Consider the following 17009-nt stretch of genomic DNA (forward strand, 5'->3'; position numbering starts at 1 on the left):
GGTCGATCATGGCCACCGAACAAATGAATACCGCACAGACCAATCCTGACGTGAAGATCCCCGACGACGCACTGATCATCATCCCCGTGCGCGAGATGGTGCTGTTCCCCGGCGCCATCGCGCCGATCGCGATCGCGCGGCCGAAATCCGTCGCCGCCGCACAGCAGGCGCTGCGCGAGCAGCGGCCGATCGGCATCCTCATGCAGCGCAGCCCCGAGACCGATGAGCCCGGCCCGGACGATGTCTACAAGGTCGCGACCATCGCCAACATCGTGCGCTACATCACCGCACCCGATGGCACGCATCATATCGTCTGCCAGGGCGTGCAGCGCGCGCGTATCCTCGACTTCCTGCCGGGGACGCCGTTCCTCGCTGCGCGCTTCCAGCAGATTCCGGAGCCGACCACGTCTTCGCCAGAGATCGAGGCACGGGCGCTGAATCTGCAGCGCCAGGCGATCGAGGCGATCGAGCTGCTGCCGCAGGCACCGCCCGAGCTGGTCGCGATGTTCCAGAGCACTACCGCGCCCGGCGCGCTCGCCGATCTGGCGGCCTCATTCATGGACATCAGGCCGCAGGACAAGCAGGAGGTGCTGGAGACCATCGACCTCACCTTGCGTGTCGAGAAGGTGTCGAAGCACCTGGCCGAGCGGTTGGAGGTGCTGCGCATCTCCAACGAGATCGGCCAGAAGACCAAGGCCTCTTTCGACGAGCGGCAGCGCGAGGCGATCCTGCGCGAGCAGATGGCGACCATTCAGCGGCAGCTGGGCGAAGGCGACGGCAAGGCCGCCGAAGTCGCCGAGCTGACGGCTGCGATCGCCAAGGCCAGCATGCCGCCGGAAGCGGACGCGCACGCCAAGAAGGAGCTGCGCCGCTACGAGCGCATGCCCGAGGCTGCCGGTGAAGCCGGCATGGTCCGCACCTATCTGGACTGGCTGATCGAGCTGCCCTGGGCGCTGCCGGCGGAGAAGCCGATCGACATCAAGGAGGCACGTCGCATCCTGGATGCGGATCATTTCGGCCTGGAGAAGATCAAGAGCCGGATCATCGAATATCTGGCGGTGCGCAAGCTGGCGCCGCAGGGCAAGGCGCCGATCCTGTGCTTCGTCGGCCCGCCCGGCGTCGGCAAGACCTCGCTCGGCCAATCCATCGCCCGCGCGATGGATCGCCCCTTCGTGCGCGTCAGCCTCGGCGGCGTGCATGACGAGGCCGAGATCCGCGGTCACCGGCGCACCTATATCGGCGCGCTGCCCGGCAACATCATCCAGGGCATCAAGAAAGCGGGCGCACGCAACTGCGTCATGATGCTGGACGAGATCGACAAGATGGGCCGTGGCGTGCAGGGCGACCCTTCCGCCGCCATGCTGGAGGTGCTCGACCCCGAGCAGAACGGGACGTTCCGGGACAATTACCTGGGCGTGCCCTTCGACCTGTCGCGCGTGGTGTTCATCGCGACCGCCAACATGCTGGACCAGATACCGGGTCCGCTGCTGGATCGCATGGAGCTGATCAGCCTCGCCGGTTACACCGAGGAGGAGAAGCTGGAGATTGCGCGGCGCTACCTGGTGCGGCGCCAGCTCGAGGCCAATGGCCTTTCGGCAGAGCAGGCCGAGATCGATCCGGAGGCGCTAAGGCTGGTCGTCAAGGGTTACACCCGCGAGGCCGGCGTGCGTAACCTCGAGCGCGAGATCGGCAAGGTGTTCCGCCATGCCGCGGTGCAGGTCGCCGAAGGCACGGCCGCGAAGGTCGTGATCACGGTGAAGGACATCGGCGACATCCTGGGACAGCCGCGCTTCGAAGGCGAGATCGCGCAGCGTACCAGCATTCCCGGCGTCGCCACCGGCCTTGCCTGGACGCCCGTCGGCGGCGACATCCTGTTCATCGAGGCCTCGCGCGTCCCCGGCCGCGGCGGCATGATCCTGACCGGGCAGCTCGGCGAGGTCATGCGCGAGAGCGTGCAGGCAGCGTTGACGCTGGTGAAGAGCAAGGCCTCGCAGCTCGGCATCGATCATCAGGTGTTCGAGAAGAACGACATCCACGTTCACGTGCCGGCGGGAGCAACCCCGAAGGACGGACCGAGCGCGGGCGTGGCGATGTTCACGGCGCTGACGTCACTGCTCACCAATCGCACGGTGAGGAGCGACACGGCGATGACCGGCGAGATCTCGCTGCGCGGCCTGGTGCTGCCGGTCGGCGGCATCAAGGAGAAGGTGGTGGCTGCGGCCGCCGCCGGACTGAAGCGGGTGATGCTTCCGGCGCGCAACAAGCGGGACTACGACGACATCCCGAAGAGCGCGCGGGACAAGCTCGAATTCATCTGGCTGGAGCGCGTCGACGAGGCCATCGCCGCCGCGCTCGAGCCGGCGGAAGTCAAGGCCGACGTCAAGGTCGAAGCGGCGGAGTGAAGGCGATGAAGAAACTGCTGGAAGAAGCAAAGCGATCGCGCAAGACGCAGCGGCTGCGCCAGCTGCTCGGTCGTGCCATCGACCGGGTGCGCGATGCGCTGGCGGCACCCGAGCCGCGGCTTCAGCCGATCCCGGTCCGGGTGAAGCGCCGCAAGGGCTGAACCCCTCCGCCTCAGCCCTCGCGGCCACTTAACTCAAACCAAAAGGCCCCCTCTCACCGAGGGGGCCTTTGCGTTATCAGGCCACAGCGTCCTTGGCGGCCTTGACCGGGCGGGCGCGGACGATCTTCCGGGCCGGCTTGGCCTTGAACATCATCTCTTCACCCGTGAACGGGTTGGTGCCCTTGCGCGCCTTGGTCGCGGGCTTCTTGATGACCACGAACTTGGCGAAGCCCGGCACCAGGAACAGGCCGTTCTTCTTGAGCTCCTTGTGGCCGACGTCGGTCAGCGTCTCCATGACGCTCTTGACGTCGCGCTTGGAAAGCTCGGTGGCGGTCGCAATCTTTTCGATCAACTGCGATTTGGACATTTGGGCTGGCATCGTGTCTCCTCTGATTCGTTGCCGGTTGCATATTAGACCAACCGGCGAAGGCCTATAGCCTTCTGCACAGTTTTGTCGCGGTTTTACGGGCTTTTTTGGCCCCCTGTGGCAAAAACCCCTGCATTTTAGCGGCTTCCGGAGCGGAAGAAGCCTCAGGCAGCGGTTTTTGCCTTGTTTCAAAGGCCCGCAAACAGCCTTGCTAAAGCTGATTCGATGCTTTCGACAAGCGACGACCGGCATCTTTGTGAGAGGAGGAGCGCGTTTCACCCTAGAAAATAAGGCTCGATCGTCGCTCTGCGGCGTCTCGCCCTGCGTTTTACGGGGCTTGCAGCGAGCTAGATGCGCTCGATGATGACCGCCGGAGCCATACCGCCAGCCGCACACATGGTGACGAGACCGCGCTTGAGGTCGCGCCGCTCCAACTCATCGAGCACGGTGCCGATCAGAATCGAGCCGGTTGCGCCGATGGGATGGCCGAGCGCGATCGAGCCGCCGTTGACGTTGACCTTGGCGCGGTCGAGCTTGAGGTCGCGGATATATTTTTCCGCAACCACCGCAAAGGCCTCGTTGATTTCGAACAGATCAATGTCGTCGATCGTCAGGCCCGCCTTCGCCAGCACCTTGCGCGTCGCCGGCACCGGCGCGTTCAGCATCAGGGTCGGCGAGTCCCCCATGTTCGCCATCGCAACGACACGGGCACGCGCCTTCAGGCCATGCGCCTTGGCGTAAGATGGCGACGCGAGAAGGATCGCGGCGGCGCCATCGACGACGCCGGACGAATTGCCGGCGTGGTGCATGAAGTCGATGTCGAGATCAGGATATTTCTGCAGGATCAGGCCGCGATAGGTCGTGCCCTTGTCGTCCAGCGCATAGTCGGCGATCGCAGGGAATGCAGGCTTCAACGCCGCGAGGCCTTCCATGGTGGTCTGCGGCCGCGGATATTCTTCATGGTCGAGCGCGAGGCTGCCGTCCTCGCGATAAACGGACACGAGGCTCCTTTTGAAATGGCCGCCGGCGATCGCTTGCGCCGCGCGCTTCTGGCTTTCGAGGCCAAGCGCATCGACGTCCTGCCGCGTGATCCCTTCGAGCGTCGCGATCGCATCGGCACAGACGCCCTGATGCGACTGCGGATGTCGCGCGCGAAGCCGCAGATTGCCACTATCCATCATCATCGGACCGCCGCCGCGGCGTCCTTCCATCGACATCATCTCGCAGCCGCCGGCGATGACGAGGTCTTCCGCGCCGGCCATGATCGAGGAGGCCGCCATGTTGACGCTGGTGATTCCGGAGCCGCAGAAGCGGTCCAGCGTCACCGCGCTGGCGCGAACGTCATAACCGGCATCGAGCGCCGACATGCGGCCGAGGTCGCCGCTTTGCGTCGCCACCTGCGCGCTGCAGCCCCAGACGATGTCGTCGACATCGGCGGTGTTGATGCCGGTGCGATCAGCGAGCGCGCGCAGCACGGTGGCGCCCAATTGCTGCGGATGGATGCCCGACAGCGCACCTTTTCCGGCCTTGCCGACGCCGCGCGGAGTGCGGCAGGCATCAATGATCAGCGCGTCGGTCATGGGCGTTGTCCTCTTGTTATGAGTGTTGAGGACGGTTTTGAATCAGGGGGAGAGCGGAGTCAATGCGCTGTGATAACGTCCCTCGCCCGCATTTTCCGCTGGGCGGTTAGCGCACGAAAATCTCCACAACGTCATGGCGCTACACGAAAGAACCCGTCACGCCCCCACGGCGTTCTTCGCGATCACGTGGCGATAGAAGCTGGCGCTCAGCTTGGCAGTGCGCACCTGCGTGTCAAAATTGACGTGATAGAGCCCGAAGCGCTTGTTGAGCCCGAACACCCATTCGAAATTGTCCATCAGGCTCCAGAGGAAGTAGCCGCGCACCGGCACGCCTTCCGCGGTGGCGCGCTGAAGCTGGGCGAGATAGTTGCGTAGATACATGATGCGGTCGGTGTCGTGGATCTTGCCGTCCGGCGTCACCTGGTCATCGCCGGAGGTGCCGTTCTCGCTGATGTAGATCGCATCAGTCTTCCAGATCTTTGCCGCAAGCTTCGGCACCCAGTAGATGGTCTCGGGGCCGACGCGCAGCCAGTCCGAGTTCATGTGCGGAAAGGATTTCGGGATCGGCAGCGGCATGAAGCCCGCGCCCTGGTCCGACGCGACGATATAATGCTGCGGTGCGTAGATGTTGAGGCCGAGGAAGTCGACCGGCGAAGAGATGATCTTCAGCTCTGCGTCGGTGTATTTCGGCGCGTCGGCGCCTGCATATTTCAGGAACGCGTCGGTGTAGCGGCCGGTCATGATGACGTTGAGATAGCCGGCGTTCAGCTCGCGCAACGCGATCTCCGCGGCGCGGACGTTCTCGGGCGTGTCGATCGCGGGAATGCAGGCATCGATGTTCTCGGCTGGTCCCACGCGCGTGCCGCGGCGGCCATGGGCGCGCACCGCCTGCACTGCGAGCCCATGCGCGAGCGCACTGTTATGCCTGATCTGGTTCACGTCAGCCTGCGGCAGCGTCAGACCCGGCGCGTCGATGCCGATGCCGTAGCCGAAATAAACGAAACGGCCGCTCTCGTTCAGCGTGAAGACGTTCCTGACGCGATCGGTCAGGTGCTCGGCCACGTAAGCCGCGTAGTCGCCGAAGATCTTGCAGGTCTCGCTCGAGCGCCAGCCGCCGAAGCGATCCTGCAGCGATTGCGGCAGGTCCCAATGATAAAGCGTGAGCCACGGCTCGATGCCGTTCTTCAAGAGCTCGTCGACCAGACGATGATAGAAGTCGAGCCCTTTCGGATTGGGCTTGCCGTCGCCGTCAGGAAACACGCGCGGCCAGGCCACCGAGAAGCGGTAGGCCTTGCAGCCGAGCTCCTTGATGAGTGCGATGTCATCCTTGTAACGATGATAGTGCTCATTAGCGCGATCGCCATTGGTGCCGTCCTCGATCTTGCCGGGGATACGCACGAACTTGTCCCAGATCGAGGCCCCTCGCCCATCTTCCTCGACCGCGCCCTCGACCTGATAGGACGAGGTGGCGGTGCCCCAAACGAAGCCTGCCGGGAAACCGCCGGCGGCTTGCGGCGCGGCGGCCGGCTTGGCTTCGGCGAACGCGAGAGGATTTGCGACACCGGCTGTGGACAGCCCCGCGATTTTCGCGAACTGGCGACGCGAGACCTTGTCCGACATTTGATACTGCCCCGAGATTGATGATGCGGCGGCACAATGACGGGGCGCAGGCGGTTTGAGAAGCGCCGGCACCGATATCTGAGGATGCAGAATTCTGCTACCCGTGCCGCGACAGGTCGATGCGGGCGATGCTGAGATGGCACCTTCGCTCAGCGCGAGCGCTTCGGCAGCTTTGGAAGCCTGCCGGGATCGAATGGCGGGACCTTTCCGGTTCGTTCAGGTGCAGTCACCGGCTGTTCTGCGAGAATAAGCGTCCCCTGGAGGACGACTCCCTGCGCCTGCCCCGCCGTCGCGGTGTAGGTCGCAACCTTGCCGGGGCAAGTTCCTTCGATGTCCAGCGTCAGTTCATCATAGACGCCGAAGACCGTGTCACGTCCTTCGGTATGGCGCCTGGTCGTCACGGTCGCGGTGAAGCGGTCGCCATCGACCTGGCAGGAACCATGATACGTCATCAGGCTGTCGCGGCCCCAGATCTGGCCGTCCGCGACATGCACGATGCCGGTGCCCTGGTCGAACGGCGTCTTGTACCACGCCGCGTAGGTACCATCCTTCAGCATGGGAGCGGTCTCTCCTGGCCTTCCAGGCCAATCATCCGCACGGCCAGCGCTAACAACCACTTAAGGACGCGACCCGTGCCAATCCGGAGGGATAGTTCCGCAGCCGGGACTCAAGTTCCGCGTTGCTGTTCAGGATAACGTCACGACGCGAGCAGTTCCGGACGACTTCGCGCGAACCTCGCCCCCTGTTGCACGCTCGGCGTGCTTTTGCTACATCATGAGGTACGCGCCTCATTTCACCTCATGGGCCGGCCGGTGACCCGCCCCCTGCCGCAAGGATGCGGACGGCGGCTGACCTGCACGACCCGCGAGAACGAGGCGTGTGCCCAATTCGGGCTCAAGCAGAGTTGGCCTTCAACGAAGGGCTGACCGCACAAGGGGAGGATGGAATGCAGCGTCTCTTGATCGCAGGTGTATCTGTCGCGTTTGCAATGGCTCTGGGCCTCGGCTCGGCCAATGCGGCGGACAAGAAGGTTCTGGCCTTCGTCGTCAACGGCGCGTCCGACTTCTGGAAGATCGCGGAAGCCGGCGTGAAGAAGGCCCAGGGCGAGCTGCCCAACTACAACCTTCAGCTCAAATATCCGGAACAGGCCGCTGCTGCCGTTCAGCAGCGCATGATGGACGACCTCGTCGCCGCCGGTGCCGCCGGCATCATGGTCAGCGCGGTCGATCCGAAGAACCAGGTCGAGCACCTCAACAAGATCGCCTCGCAGACGCTGCTGTTCACCACCGACAGCGATGCGCCGAACTCGAAGCGCATCGCCTATATCGGCTCGTCCAACGTCGATCTCGGCAAGGACGCCGGCAAGCTGATGCTCAAGGCGTTGCCGAATGGCGGCAAGTGCGTCGGCTTCGTCGGCCTGCCCGGCGCCGATAACGCGCGCGAGCGCATCGAGGGCGTCAAGGAGACCATCAAGGGCTCGAAGGTCGAGCTGGTCGACGTTCGCGGCGACGAGATCGATCAGACCCGCGCCAAGCGCAACGTCGAGGACATCCTCGCCGCCATGCCCGACGTGAGCTGCCTGGTCGGCTTCTATTCCTACAACACTCCGCGCATCTACGAAGTGCTGAAGGAGGCCGGCAAACTCGGCAAGATCCAGATCATCGGTTTTGACGAGGATCCGATCACGCTGGGCGGCGTCAAGGAAGGCGCCATCGCCGGCACCGTCGTGCAGCAGCCGTTCGAGTGGGGCTATCAGGGCATGAAGCTGATGGCGAAGTACATCGAGGGCGACAAATCAGGCGTGCCCGCAGGCGGCATCATCATCGTGCCCGGCAAGGTCATCGACAAAGCCAACGTCGACGACTTCATGGGCTCGATGAAGACGATGCTCAAGAAGTAGGAGACGTGCGGGCGTTGCCCGCAACCGTCAATGCCTGAGCCGTTTCTCGAACTCATCGACATCAGCAAGAGCTATCCCGGCGTGGTCGCACTGGACCACGTCGGCCTTGCCGTGTCGCCGGGCGAGGTGATCGCCCTGATCGGCGAGAACGGTGCCGGCAAGTCGACCCTGATGAAGGTGCTCGGCGGCGTGGTCGAGCCGAGCGGCGGCAGCATTCGCGTCGACGGCACCGAACGAAGCGCGCTCACGGTGGCCGAGGCGATCGCCGCAGGCATCGCCTTCGTCCATCAGGAGCTCAATCTCTTCGACAATCTCGACGTCGCCGGCAACGTGTTCATCGGCCGCGAGCCCGTGCATGGCGGGCCCTTGCGGCTGATCGACCGCAAGGCGCTTTACGCCAGGACGCAGCCGCTGCTGGACCGGCTGGGAGCAGATTTCGCGCCGGACGCACCGCTCGCCGATCTGTCGCTGGCCCAGCGTCAGCTCGTCGAGATCATGAAGGCGCTGTCGCTCGATGCGCGCCTCGTCATCATGGACGAGCCGACGTCCAGTCTGACGCTTTCCGAGACCGACCGGCTGATGCGGGTCATCGCGGCCCTGAAAGCCGATGGCGTCAGCATCATCTTCATCACCCACCGCCTCAACGAGGTGATGCAATGCGCCGACCGCGCGGTCGTGCTGCGCGACGGGCGCATGGTCGGCGCGCTCACCCGCGCCGAGCTGTCGCCCGCGGCGATGATCCGCCTGATGATCGGGCGCGACCTCAAATCGCTCTACGTGCCGCCGGCCGCCCCGCCCGGCGAGGCCGTGCTCGACATCGTCGAGGCCGTCACCGACACCTATCCGGAGCGCGCGGTGAGCCTTTCCGTTCGGCGCGGCGAGATCTTGGGGCTGGCCGGCCTCGTCGGCTCCGGGCGCACCGAGCTCGCGCGGGCGATCTTTGGTGTCGAACCGCTCAAGGCGGGGGCGATCAAGCTGAACGGCGAAGCCATCCGGGTGACGAGCCCGCGCGGGGCGATCGACCACGGCATCTATCTGATCCCGGAGGATCGCAAGGGCTGCGGCCTCCTGCTCGACGTGTCGATTGCCGAAAACATCTCGCTGCCGGATCTGTCGTCCTATCTGCGCGCATGGCTCGTCAACACCGCACTGGAGACGACGAACGCGCGGGCCCAGCGTGAGCAGCTCAAGATCCGCGCGCCTGATGTTGCCACCACGGTCGGCTCATTGTCCGGCGGCAATCAGCAGAAGGTCGTATTGGCCAAATGGCTGTCGATGCGGCCCAAGGTGCTGATCTTCGACGAGCCGACGCGCGGCGTCGACGTCGGCGCCAAGCAGGAGATCTACGAGATGCTGCGCCGGCTGACCGATTCCGGCGTCGCCATCCTGATGATTTCGAGCGACATGGAAGAGGTGATCGGGGTCAGCGACCGGATCGCCGTCATGCACGAGGGTGCGATCTCGGGTTTCCTCGATCGCAGCCAGTTCAGCGAACACAACGTGCTCCAGTTGGCCGTCGGCCACGCGGTTGAGATGAGGTTGCCTTGAACAAGAAAGATCTGAGCCTGCTGGTCCTGATCCTCGTCGTCGGCGCGGTCGTGGCCTTCATCAATCCGCGTTTCCTCTACGTTGGCAACCTCTCCAATACGCTGAACCAGGTCGGGATGTTCGGCATCTTCTCGATCGCGGAGGCCTTCGTCATCATCATCGGCGGGATCGAGCTCTCGGTCGGATCGGTGATCGCGCTGCTCGGCGTTCTCTTCATCGACCTCATCGTCAATCACGACGTCAACTGGATCCTCGCCTTTGCCGCGGTCATCGCGAGCGGCCTCGTGATCGGCCTCGTGCACGGCACGCTGGTGACGCGGATGCACATCCAGCCGTTCGTGGTGACGCTGTGCGGGCTTTTGATCTATCGCGGCGCGGCGCGCTATTACACCGAGGACGCGACCGCCGGCTTCGGCTTCGGCGCCAGCTTCCCCACGCTGGAATGGCTGACGGCCGGCCGCACCAATCTGCTCGGCTTTCCGGTGCCACACAGCATCGTGGCGCTGATTGCCATCGCCGCAATTGCATGGGTGCTGCTGCACCGCTCGGTGTTCGGCCGCTATCTCTACGCCGTCGGCAAGAACGAGGAGGCCGCGCGCTATTCCGGCATCCGCTCCGAGCGCGTGATGGTGTCCGCCTACGTCATCTGCGGCGGACTGACCGCGTTTGCCGCGATCCTGTTCGCGATGTACACCCGCTCGATCTCGCCGGCCGTGCACGGCTCGTTCTACGAGCTCTATGCCATCGCCGCGGCCGTGCTCGGCGGCTGCTCCTTGCGCGGCGGCGAAGGCTCGATCGTCGGCGTCGTGCTCGGCACCGTGCTGCTCCAGGTGCTGCAGAACCTGGTCAATCTGCTGGGCATCCCGAGCTCGCTGAACTTCGCCGTCATGGGCGCGGTGATCCTGATCGGCGTGCTCGCCGACCAGTATCTCGTCCAGCGGCGGCAACGCGTGAACACCGCCAAAGGCCGTGAGGCTGCCAGCATTGCGTCTGCCCCACTCGAGCCGATGAAGGTGGAGTGAGGGAAGGCACAAAACAACCCCATGCACAGTAGGCGCGGATAATTAAATCAAGGACTTAAAGCGCGATGCGAGCGGAATGACCGGTCATCGCGAATGAGCCCGCTGCTCGATCACGCGATTTCTTAAAAACCGAATATCACTTGTCCCGTCGGGCAAAACAGGCGTATGCTGGCATCATCGGGATTGTTGTGCGGTCCCCCTATTGGACGCAGTCGGCGGCCTCGTCCAACAGCCACGCAACGAATGCCTTCACCCGAGCATCACTTGCCAGGACCGCGGGCCAGCGCGCGGCTTATTCGGCAGCATCGGCTTAGTGGCAAACCACTCGTAGTCCGTGAGTTCGTAGCGCATGATTCGGCGCCTTCCGTTGGGTGGCTTGAATCATGGCTCGGCTGTCAGGCTCAACAGGTCGCTATGTACCCGGAAGCAGACCTATTATGCTCACCTTGAGTTTTGACGTTCATGACCCTAAGCGGACATGGAATGGTGCCATCACTGCACGCGTGCCGACCCGGTCTGTCGCTTTGCCAGCCACCAGTACAGCCCAGCCGTCACAAGCCCGGCGAGCGGAAACAGCGCCGTGATCGGATCGGCAGCCCAGCGCAGGAAGAATACAAAGAAGTTCACGAACGGGGGGCCAGAGTGGGGACCGCTGCCGCTCCAGCTAATCAATATCAGCGGCAAGATCACCACTGCGCCCAGTACAAATCCAAGCAGGCAGACCTTAACGCCAGTCATCTGATGCGACAAAGAGAGCAGGAACAGGCAGGGCAGGAAAAGGAAAATCGTGGCGCCATAAGACAAGATGCAACTCACGCCCAGCAGAGTCGGGAATGCCCGCAACGGGTCGCCGGTCAGGACAATGATCATCGTACCGCTGAAAATCAGCGGCACCAACAACGGCGCCAGGATCAGGCTGGTCCAACTGAATCGCATCGCCGTCTTTCCGAGGAGTGCCTGCTGCCGCGGGGCCAGGCGTCAGGTCCAGATGCCCTTCAAGCAGATGAACCCGCACCGACGCCGTTCATTTTTGGTAGCATGCGGTCGCTTGAGGGTTCAATCTTGGCTGGGCTCAATCTGCTTCAAGCCGTGATCCGGCGCACCTGGCCAATCGATCTGGCCCGCTGAAACAACCGGCAAATCCAAAGCTCTTCCACCTTAAGACGAGCAGTGGCGCCGGCTCAAGGGCACTGCCGACGTTGATTACAATTACTGAAAGCGTGGTCGAATAACGGTTCGTTTTGCCCCGCTGCTTGAGTCTGATTCTGGCCCGAAGGCGAAGATCTCAATGGCATCCGCCATGTCAGCAGTCGATGCCAGACCGGATAGTGGCGGCGTGCCGAAATCGAGGTGAATGACCCGAAGCCGACGCAGCTGCCGCAGCGTGCTACGGTGCCTCCTGGTGTGAGCGGAACTGTTGGAATGACAAGTGCGAATATGGATCACGTCAAACTGTGGCCGACTGCGTGGGCCGTTTTGTTTCCGGCTATTTTGATCATCCTTTGGAGCGGACCGTTTGGTCTGGTCTTCTTGGGCGCGCCCATCCTGCTCCTGGTGTGGGCCTGCTCAGCGCTACTCGCCTCAGGTCTAGCGATTTTTTCAGCACGTGCCCATAACTGGCGGCGAGCCATTTCGATGTCAGTACTGCCACTCGCCACGCTTATCGCAATCGCTAATGCCGGTACCGTTTGGTCGCTCGCAATGGACATTGGGGAGAGGCTCCATTTCCAAGTCATGCGCCGGAGCTATCTCGTGGATGTGGCGAACCTTCCGTCTGCTGGCGAACCTCGGTTCGCGATGTGGAACTGGGGTGGATTTGGAACTGGCCACGGTGTTGTCTACGACGAGAGCGATGAAATAGCCTTGTCGGAGCAATCGCCCGCGTGGAAAGAGAGGGTTGCGAATACAGAGGTTGGAATGTGCGGCGCATCGGGGACGCCGCTAGGGGAGCATTTCTACCTCGTTGGGACTGGCTGCTGATACCAGCCCTTCTTGCTCAGACGAACCATGCCCTCTTCAAACCGAACGGCCGCTCCTGGACCCGAAACGGACTTAGTCGTGCTATGCTGTCCTTAGCGTGGTGCAGTCCAATTCAGAGGTCTTGCTTTGGTAATCGCAACTCACTTGTCGAAATGCGCGTTCATCCTTGGGCTCTTGACGCCATCCGGCGTTCTGGCAGCACCCTTCTTCGGCGTGCAATGCACTCATGTGTGGGGATTGGACGCAGTCGTGCAAGTGCAAGCGCCGATTGCTGCCGGCCCGAACGCGATCCAAGACACGAGAAAAAGCTTGATTGACCACTTTGGCGAACCTGCGTCCGAAAAACAAATTCCCGATGGCGTCGCATTGGCCTGGGTCACTACCGGGCGAAACTCCGTGCCGATAGGGCGGAACGTTGACATTCAAATTGTGCGGGGCACGCTCCGCATCACCTGTGGGTCAACTTTCTAAGTCTAGATATCCACGATGCGGAAAGCGCCATGCAACGAGCGTTTTGGATAGTGATGCTGGTCCGCCTCTGGCCCGAAGGCGATGATCGCAATGGCATCCGCCATGTCAGCAGTCGCGGCCAGACTGGACATAGTGGCGACGCGCCGAAATCAACGTGAATGACCCGAAGCCGACCTGTTCCTCAAATTTTAGCATTTCACCGAGTGTCCAATTGACTCGACCAGCGTACGGTCGGCTGCGGGTTTGCAGCGAGACTCACCGATGCCAGTGATATCGATACTAATTGTCGTATTGATCACGTTCGCGCTGCTCATGACGTACACGACTTTCGGTCCGCAGCGAGTGGGGGCAGTGAGGAGAACTCTCGTGTTCTCGGTACTCGGACCCGCGCTTTGTGTAGCATCGGCGGTCTTGATTGAGCTGGCCGCAGGAAGAGTTCCTGAGGAAGGCGTCGTCTATGCCTTCCTGTTCTCGCTTATCGTTTCGATTATCACCGGGCCAATCGACGGTTACCTCGCACATTTCATCCCCTTGCAACTAAGGGCACCTCTGAGCGCAATAGTTGGCGCGGCGACCGTCTGGTTTCTGCTATTTTCGTTAACGAGACTTACGAGGCAGTACATGACGGCCGGCGAGTGGACGCTCGTTTTGTCGGGAGCGCTGTGCATGGGGGTATGCTCTCTACTATCGGGACCTTCCCGTGATGAGGCGAGCTAAGGTCGGTTGTTGGCCCATCTGAGAAGCTGCGCCGCGTCTGTCGCAGGTCCGCTCATTGGGACAGAGCGGAGCAGATGTGCTCAACCTGAGTTCTTCGCATTTTGACCCAAACCGGCCATTGACCAAACACCTGACCATCCCAGTTATTCAAAGGTTCGACTGGCCGCTCTGGTGTAAGACAATGCTGACGCAAATTTACGAAGTCGCGACACCTGCGGAAGCCGAGGCAATATCGGCGATCGGCGTGGATCATGTTGGGGTGCTCGTAGGGGATGGTGCCTTCCCCCGCGAGCTTTCGGTTCAGAAGGCGTCAACCGTTATGAAGATGGTCCGGGCGCCATCCGTACTTTCCGCGCTGTTTCTCTCGGCGGATATCGCCCTTATCGAACGGATGGCACGAGAGCTTGATCCGCCCATCGTCCATCTCGGCGCATCAACCGAATTGCTGACGCCTGATCTCGTCGTGGCGCTCCGAAAGTCTCTACCAAAAGTCAAATTCATGCGTAGCGTACCTGTCACGGGACCTGAGGCGGTGAGTGTGGCGCAAGCATACGATCAAATCGTCGACTGGATCCTGCTTGACAGTCATCGCATAGGTGATCTGCAAATTGGTGCTCAGGGCGTGACGCACGACTGGAGCATCGGTCGGATGATAGTGGAGAATGTTCGTACCCCAGTAATACTTGCTGGCGGGCTCGGACCAGACAATGTCAAAAGAGCTATAGGGTCGGTGCGGCCTGCCGGCGTCGATTCAAAAACAAGAACCGACCAAGAGGGCACTCACTCAAAAGACCTAAGCAAGGTCGAAGCCTTCTATCGTGCTGCGACGAGCAATTAAATTGCACTTCTCTTTCCGGCCCTTGGCGTCGCCCCGATACTCCCCCTTGGCGTCAGGTCTTTGACGTAGACCGGACGCGACCGCGGTCACTCTTGATCGAGGCGAATGACCCAAGGTTGACCTCGCTCCATTGTCTGGTCGCGTTGAGAGGTTAAAATTTCGGCAACCAATCCGCCGTCAACGTGGTGACCGGGGGAATGATGATGATCTACAACCTCTGATCAATCTCACGTTTGAACGGAGGTTTGGTTGTCCCTGCTATTGCCAATTTGGTTTATGGTCGGAGCGTGGGCTCTGGTATGGGCTGCCCGCAAGTTGATCCGAGAGGAGAGGCAGATATCCAACCGGGACCGTTCTTATTATCGAAGCAGCGATAGCAACCTTTTAAGACTGATCTTCTATTTTATCCTTTGGTGTTCGGCCGGGACCCTACTGTACGTCCTGTGGCTCCATGTCACCGGGTAGTTGGCGATCAAGATCTAGCCGTCTGAAAATTTTAAACTGAGACACCCACCGCTGATGTCCGCTGTTGGCCCGTGGCTGACCTCGGCCCAGAGCGCGGCGATGTCCGCTTGCGAGAGATGACCCGACCAGGGCATGTTGGCTGCCGAGGGCAGCCTTTGACCCAAAGCGGGCCTGACCTTCACACAGGTCGACTAAACCATTTGTTCATACAACCAACCGACACTTCCTTTAGGTTGCGCACCAATCATCGGGGCGTCGATGGCATCTTCCGACTGGTCTCCTTCAGGTCGCTATCTCCTTGGCCTTGTCGTCGGACTCGTCGTCGGCGGGGTCGGCTGCTTCTTGATGCTGTTTCCAATAGCCGCTTACTTGTTGATGACCATAAATCTGTTCGGACTTGATGAGCGCGCGAGCGTCGAGGCTCAAAGGAACATCCTGCTCGGCACCTATGCCGCGTGGTTTGCCGGTTTCACTCTCATCGGGCTTCGCGCAGAGAAAGGTCCCTTCCTATCGGGTTTCTTAGCTTCACTACCGGCTGCGGCCGTTTGGCTATTTATAGCGTGGCAAGCACACGGGGCTTCCATTTGAACGACCGTGGTCTGCTGTGGCCCGAAGGCGAAGATCGCAATGGCATCCGCCATGCCAGCAGTCGAGGCCAGACCGGACATAGTGGCGACGTGCCGAAATCGACGTGATTGACCCTGAGCAGACCTGGCGGTCAAAGTTCATTCAAAATTAAACGGTAGCTCGCATTCAAGGTAGACGATTTCGATCTATGCAACCAAGGCCTCGGTTGTACCGCGCAGACTGAGATTGCTCTGAATTGCACTCTCGAGGATTGCCTTTTATGATTTCGGACGCTCGCCGAACGCAAATCAAATGGACGCTGTATTTGGCGGCGCTTCTGATGTTCATCTCGTCACTGTTCGTGCCAGCATTTTCGGCCTACCAAACGTCAATTCATCCCCCATATGACACGCCTACGGAAGAGTGGGCCGGATGGTGGCTTCTGCTCTTAGGGCCCTTGGGTATCTTGATCGGGCAGTTCGGGTGGTTTGCCAATCCGCTGATGCTGGCTTCCGCCTTGCCGATACCGCGCTATCTCGCAATTGTGTTTGCGGGGCTTGCTACAGCGCTTGCCGTATCAACCGTCACGTTGACTTCTGTTCCTGTTGCCGACGTAAAGTACGTTGTGAGAGGCGCTAAGTTGGGCTTCGCTCTTTGGCTCGGCTGCCCGTTTCTCCTATTGCTTGCAGCGCTCGTCAGACCGGATGGCCGAAAGGCAGCCGCTCCGAGCAAAGGCTGACACGGTCGAGACGGCTAATGGCCCACGACTGACACCAACCTAGAACAGTCTGATGTCCGCTTCATAGTGCTGGCTACCGAGAGCAGCCTTTGACCCACAGCGGACCTTCAGGCCGACGGTCGCCAGGGCCCGCGGTTCGAGAGGATGCGGGGCAATTCGGCACGTGTTTCGGCGGTCAGGCTCGAAAAACACCGAAACCGAACGCGACCCAACCTGCTTCGGGTCGGTGGTCTTGAAGCCGGGCGGGGTCCGGGGTTTTCGTCATTTCCCGGAGCCCGTTGACTAGTCCTGCCTCCGTCAATGCATGCATGCGTTGATATCAACGACAGTTTTCGAGACGATTGCGCCGGTCAGGTTGTTGCGGCAGACATTGTAGAGTCCGGTCGGAGACATGCACTCCTTGCTGCAAGAGACGATATTTGTCACGCCCGGATTCCTGTAGCCGACGGGTTTAGTCGGCGGGTCTTTCGGCAGTACCGGCTTGTTGTCATAGCCAATCCCGTGCGGCACGAATGCCATCGAGTTTTGCGCCATGGCTGAAGTGGCGGCAAGGATGCTGAGAGCTGCAACAACGGGAATGATGAAGCGATTCATGGGAAATTCCTGTTCGTTGGGTTAAGAAGATCGTTCAT

Annotated in this window: 14 protein-coding genes and 1 pseudogene; 7 read left to right on the plus strand and 8 right to left on the minus strand. The window is 61.5% G+C overall.

Translation table 11 applies throughout. The annotated features are described in order from the left end of the window. The first annotated feature begins 8 nt into the window (after positions 1-8). Both lon and M2427_RS32830 read left to right on the plus strand, forming a co-directional pair. Positions 9-2402: an endopeptidase La gene (gene lon / locus M2427_RS32825; RefSeq protein ID WP_280710954.1), complete on the plus strand. Its 2394-nt coding sequence runs from the start codon at positions 9-11 to the stop codon at positions 2400-2402. A gap of 5 nt (positions 2403-2407) precedes the next feature. Continuing rightward, positions 2408-2563 carry a hypothetical protein gene (locus tag M2427_RS32830; RefSeq protein ID WP_280710955.1) on the plus strand — a complete coding sequence of 52 codons (156 nt, stop codon included), beginning with the start codon at positions 2408-2410 and terminating at the stop codon, positions 2561-2563. A gap of 76 nt (positions 2564-2639) precedes the next feature. Here M2427_RS32830 and M2427_RS32835 read toward each other — a convergent pair whose 3' ends face one another. The 4 genes from M2427_RS32835 to M2427_RS32850 all read right to left on the minus strand — a co-directional run bounded on the left by M2427_RS32835 (position 2640) and on the right by M2427_RS32850 (position 6687). Further along, a complete protein-coding gene (locus M2427_RS32835; RefSeq protein ID WP_008139488.1) occupies positions 2640-2942 on the minus strand; it encodes an HU family DNA-binding protein in 303 nt (100 codons plus the stop codon). A gap of 335 nt (positions 2943-3277) precedes the next feature. Continuing rightward, complete coding sequence (locus M2427_RS32840; protein WP_280710956.1) at positions 3278-4510, minus strand: acetyl-CoA C-acetyltransferase; 1233 nt, start codon at positions 4508-4510, stop codon at positions 3278-3280. 156 nt (positions 4511-4666) lie between these two features. Then, complete coding sequence (locus tag M2427_RS32845; protein WP_280710957.1) at positions 4667-6130, minus strand: GH1 family beta-glucosidase; 1464 nt, start codon at positions 6128-6130, stop codon at positions 4667-4669. Positions 6131-6279: 149 nt separating this feature from the next. Next, positions 6280-6687 carry a hypothetical protein gene (locus M2427_RS32850; RefSeq protein WP_280710958.1) on the minus strand — a complete coding sequence of 136 codons (408 nt, stop codon included), beginning with the start codon at positions 6685-6687 and terminating at the stop codon, positions 6280-6282. Between the two features lie 389 nt (positions 6688-7076). Here M2427_RS32850 and M2427_RS32855 point away from each other — a divergent pair, with 389 nt between their 5' ends. Genes M2427_RS32855 through M2427_RS32865 form a run of 3 tightly spaced genes read left to right on the plus strand, consistent with a single transcriptional unit; the run spans position 7077 to position 10600 of the window. Next, a complete protein-coding gene (locus M2427_RS32855) occupies positions 7077-8030 on the plus strand; it encodes a sugar-binding protein (RefSeq protein ID WP_280710959.1) in 954 nt (317 codons plus the stop codon). 30 nt (positions 8031-8060) lie between these two features. Continuing rightward, positions 8061-9578, plus strand: a complete 1518-nt coding sequence (locus tag M2427_RS32860) for a sugar ABC transporter ATP-binding protein (protein ID WP_280710960.1) — start codon at positions 8061-8063, stop codon at positions 9576-9578. Beyond that, on the plus strand, positions 9575-10600 hold the full coding sequence (locus M2427_RS32865) for an ABC transporter permease (RefSeq protein WP_280710961.1): 1026 nt from the start codon (positions 9575-9577) through the stop codon (positions 10598-10600). Before M2427_RS32860 ends, M2427_RS32865 begins: the two co-directional genes overlap by 4 nt. A gap of 273 nt (positions 10601-10873) precedes the next feature. On the opposite strand, the pseudogene M2427_RS32870 reads toward M2427_RS32865, so the two are convergent. After that, positions 10874-10951: pseudogene (locus M2427_RS32870) on the minus strand (IS5/IS1182 family transposase); the annotation flags it as partial. A 141-nt stretch (positions 10952-11092) separates the two neighbouring features. Continuing rightward, a complete protein-coding gene (locus tag M2427_RS32875) occupies positions 11093-11536 on the minus strand; it encodes a hypothetical protein (RefSeq protein WP_280710962.1) in 444 nt (147 codons plus the stop codon). Between the two features lie 2308 nt (positions 11537-13844). Here M2427_RS32875 and M2427_RS32880 point away from each other — a divergent pair. Next, on the plus strand, positions 13845-14606 hold the full coding sequence (locus M2427_RS32880; protein WP_280710963.1) for a phosphoribosylanthranilate isomerase: 762 nt from the start codon (positions 13845-13847) through the stop codon (positions 14604-14606). Between the two features lie 747 nt (positions 14607-15353). Here M2427_RS32880 and M2427_RS32885 read toward each other — a convergent pair. Continuing rightward, positions 15354-15497 (minus strand): hypothetical protein, encoded by a 144-nt coding sequence (locus tag M2427_RS32885; protein ID WP_280710964.1) that lies wholly within the window; start codon positions 15495-15497, stop codon positions 15354-15356. 421 nt (positions 15498-15918) lie between these two features. Here M2427_RS32885 and M2427_RS32890 point away from each other — a divergent pair, with 421 nt between their 5' ends. Continuing rightward, the gene (locus M2427_RS32890; RefSeq protein ID WP_280710965.1) at positions 15919-16377 is read left to right on the plus strand and encodes a hypothetical protein; all 459 of its coding nucleotides are present in this window, start codon (positions 15919-15921) and stop codon (positions 16375-16377) included. 297 nt (positions 16378-16674) lie between these two features. Here M2427_RS32890 and M2427_RS32895 read toward each other — a convergent pair whose 3' ends face one another. After that, a complete protein-coding gene (locus tag M2427_RS32895) occupies positions 16675-16971 on the minus strand; it encodes a hypothetical protein (RefSeq protein WP_280710966.1) in 297 nt (98 codons plus the stop codon). Positions 16972-17009: the final 38 nt, after the last annotated feature.

This window comes from Bradyrhizobium sp. BR13661 (assembly GCF_029892425.1).
Lineage (GTDB): Bacteria > Pseudomonadota > Alphaproteobacteria > Rhizobiales > Xanthobacteraceae > Bradyrhizobium.

Coding starts and splice junctions, on each gene's coding strand:
- lon (WP_280710954.1), top strand. CDS start 9: ATGGCCACCGAACAAATGAATACCGCACAGACCAATCCTGACGTGAAG.
- M2427_RS32830 (WP_280710955.1), top strand. CDS start 2,408: ATGAAGAAACTGCTGGAAGAAGCAAAGCGATCGCGCAAGACGCAGCGG.
- M2427_RS32835 (WP_008139488.1), bottom strand. CDS start 2,942: ATGCCAGCCCAAATGTCCAAATCGCAGTTGATCGAAAAGATTGCGACC.
- M2427_RS32840 (WP_280710956.1), bottom strand. CDS start 4,510: ATGACCGACGCGCTGATCATTGATGCCTGCCGCACTCCGCGCGGCGTC.
- M2427_RS32845 (WP_280710957.1), bottom strand. CDS start 6,130: ATGTCGGACAAGGTCTCGCGTCGCCAGTTCGCGAAAATCGCGGGGCTG.
- M2427_RS32850 (WP_280710958.1), bottom strand. CDS start 6,687: ATGCTGAAGGATGGTACCTACGCGGCGTGGTACAAGACGCCGTTCGAC.
- M2427_RS32855 (WP_280710959.1), top strand. CDS start 7,077: ATGCAGCGTCTCTTGATCGCAGGTGTATCTGTCGCGTTTGCAATGGCT.
- M2427_RS32860 (WP_280710960.1), top strand. CDS start 8,061: ATGCCTGAGCCGTTTCTCGAACTCATCGACATCAGCAAGAGCTATCCC.
- M2427_RS32875 (WP_280710962.1), bottom strand. CDS start 11,536: ATGCGATTCAGTTGGACCAGCCTGATCCTGGCGCCGTTGTTGGTGCCG.
- M2427_RS32890 (WP_280710965.1), top strand. CDS start 15,919: ATGATTTCGGACGCTCGCCGAACGCAAATCAAATGGACGCTGTATTTG.
- M2427_RS32895 (WP_280710966.1), bottom strand. CDS start 16,971: ATGAATCGCTTCATCATTCCCGTTGTTGCAGCTCTCAGCATCCTTGCC.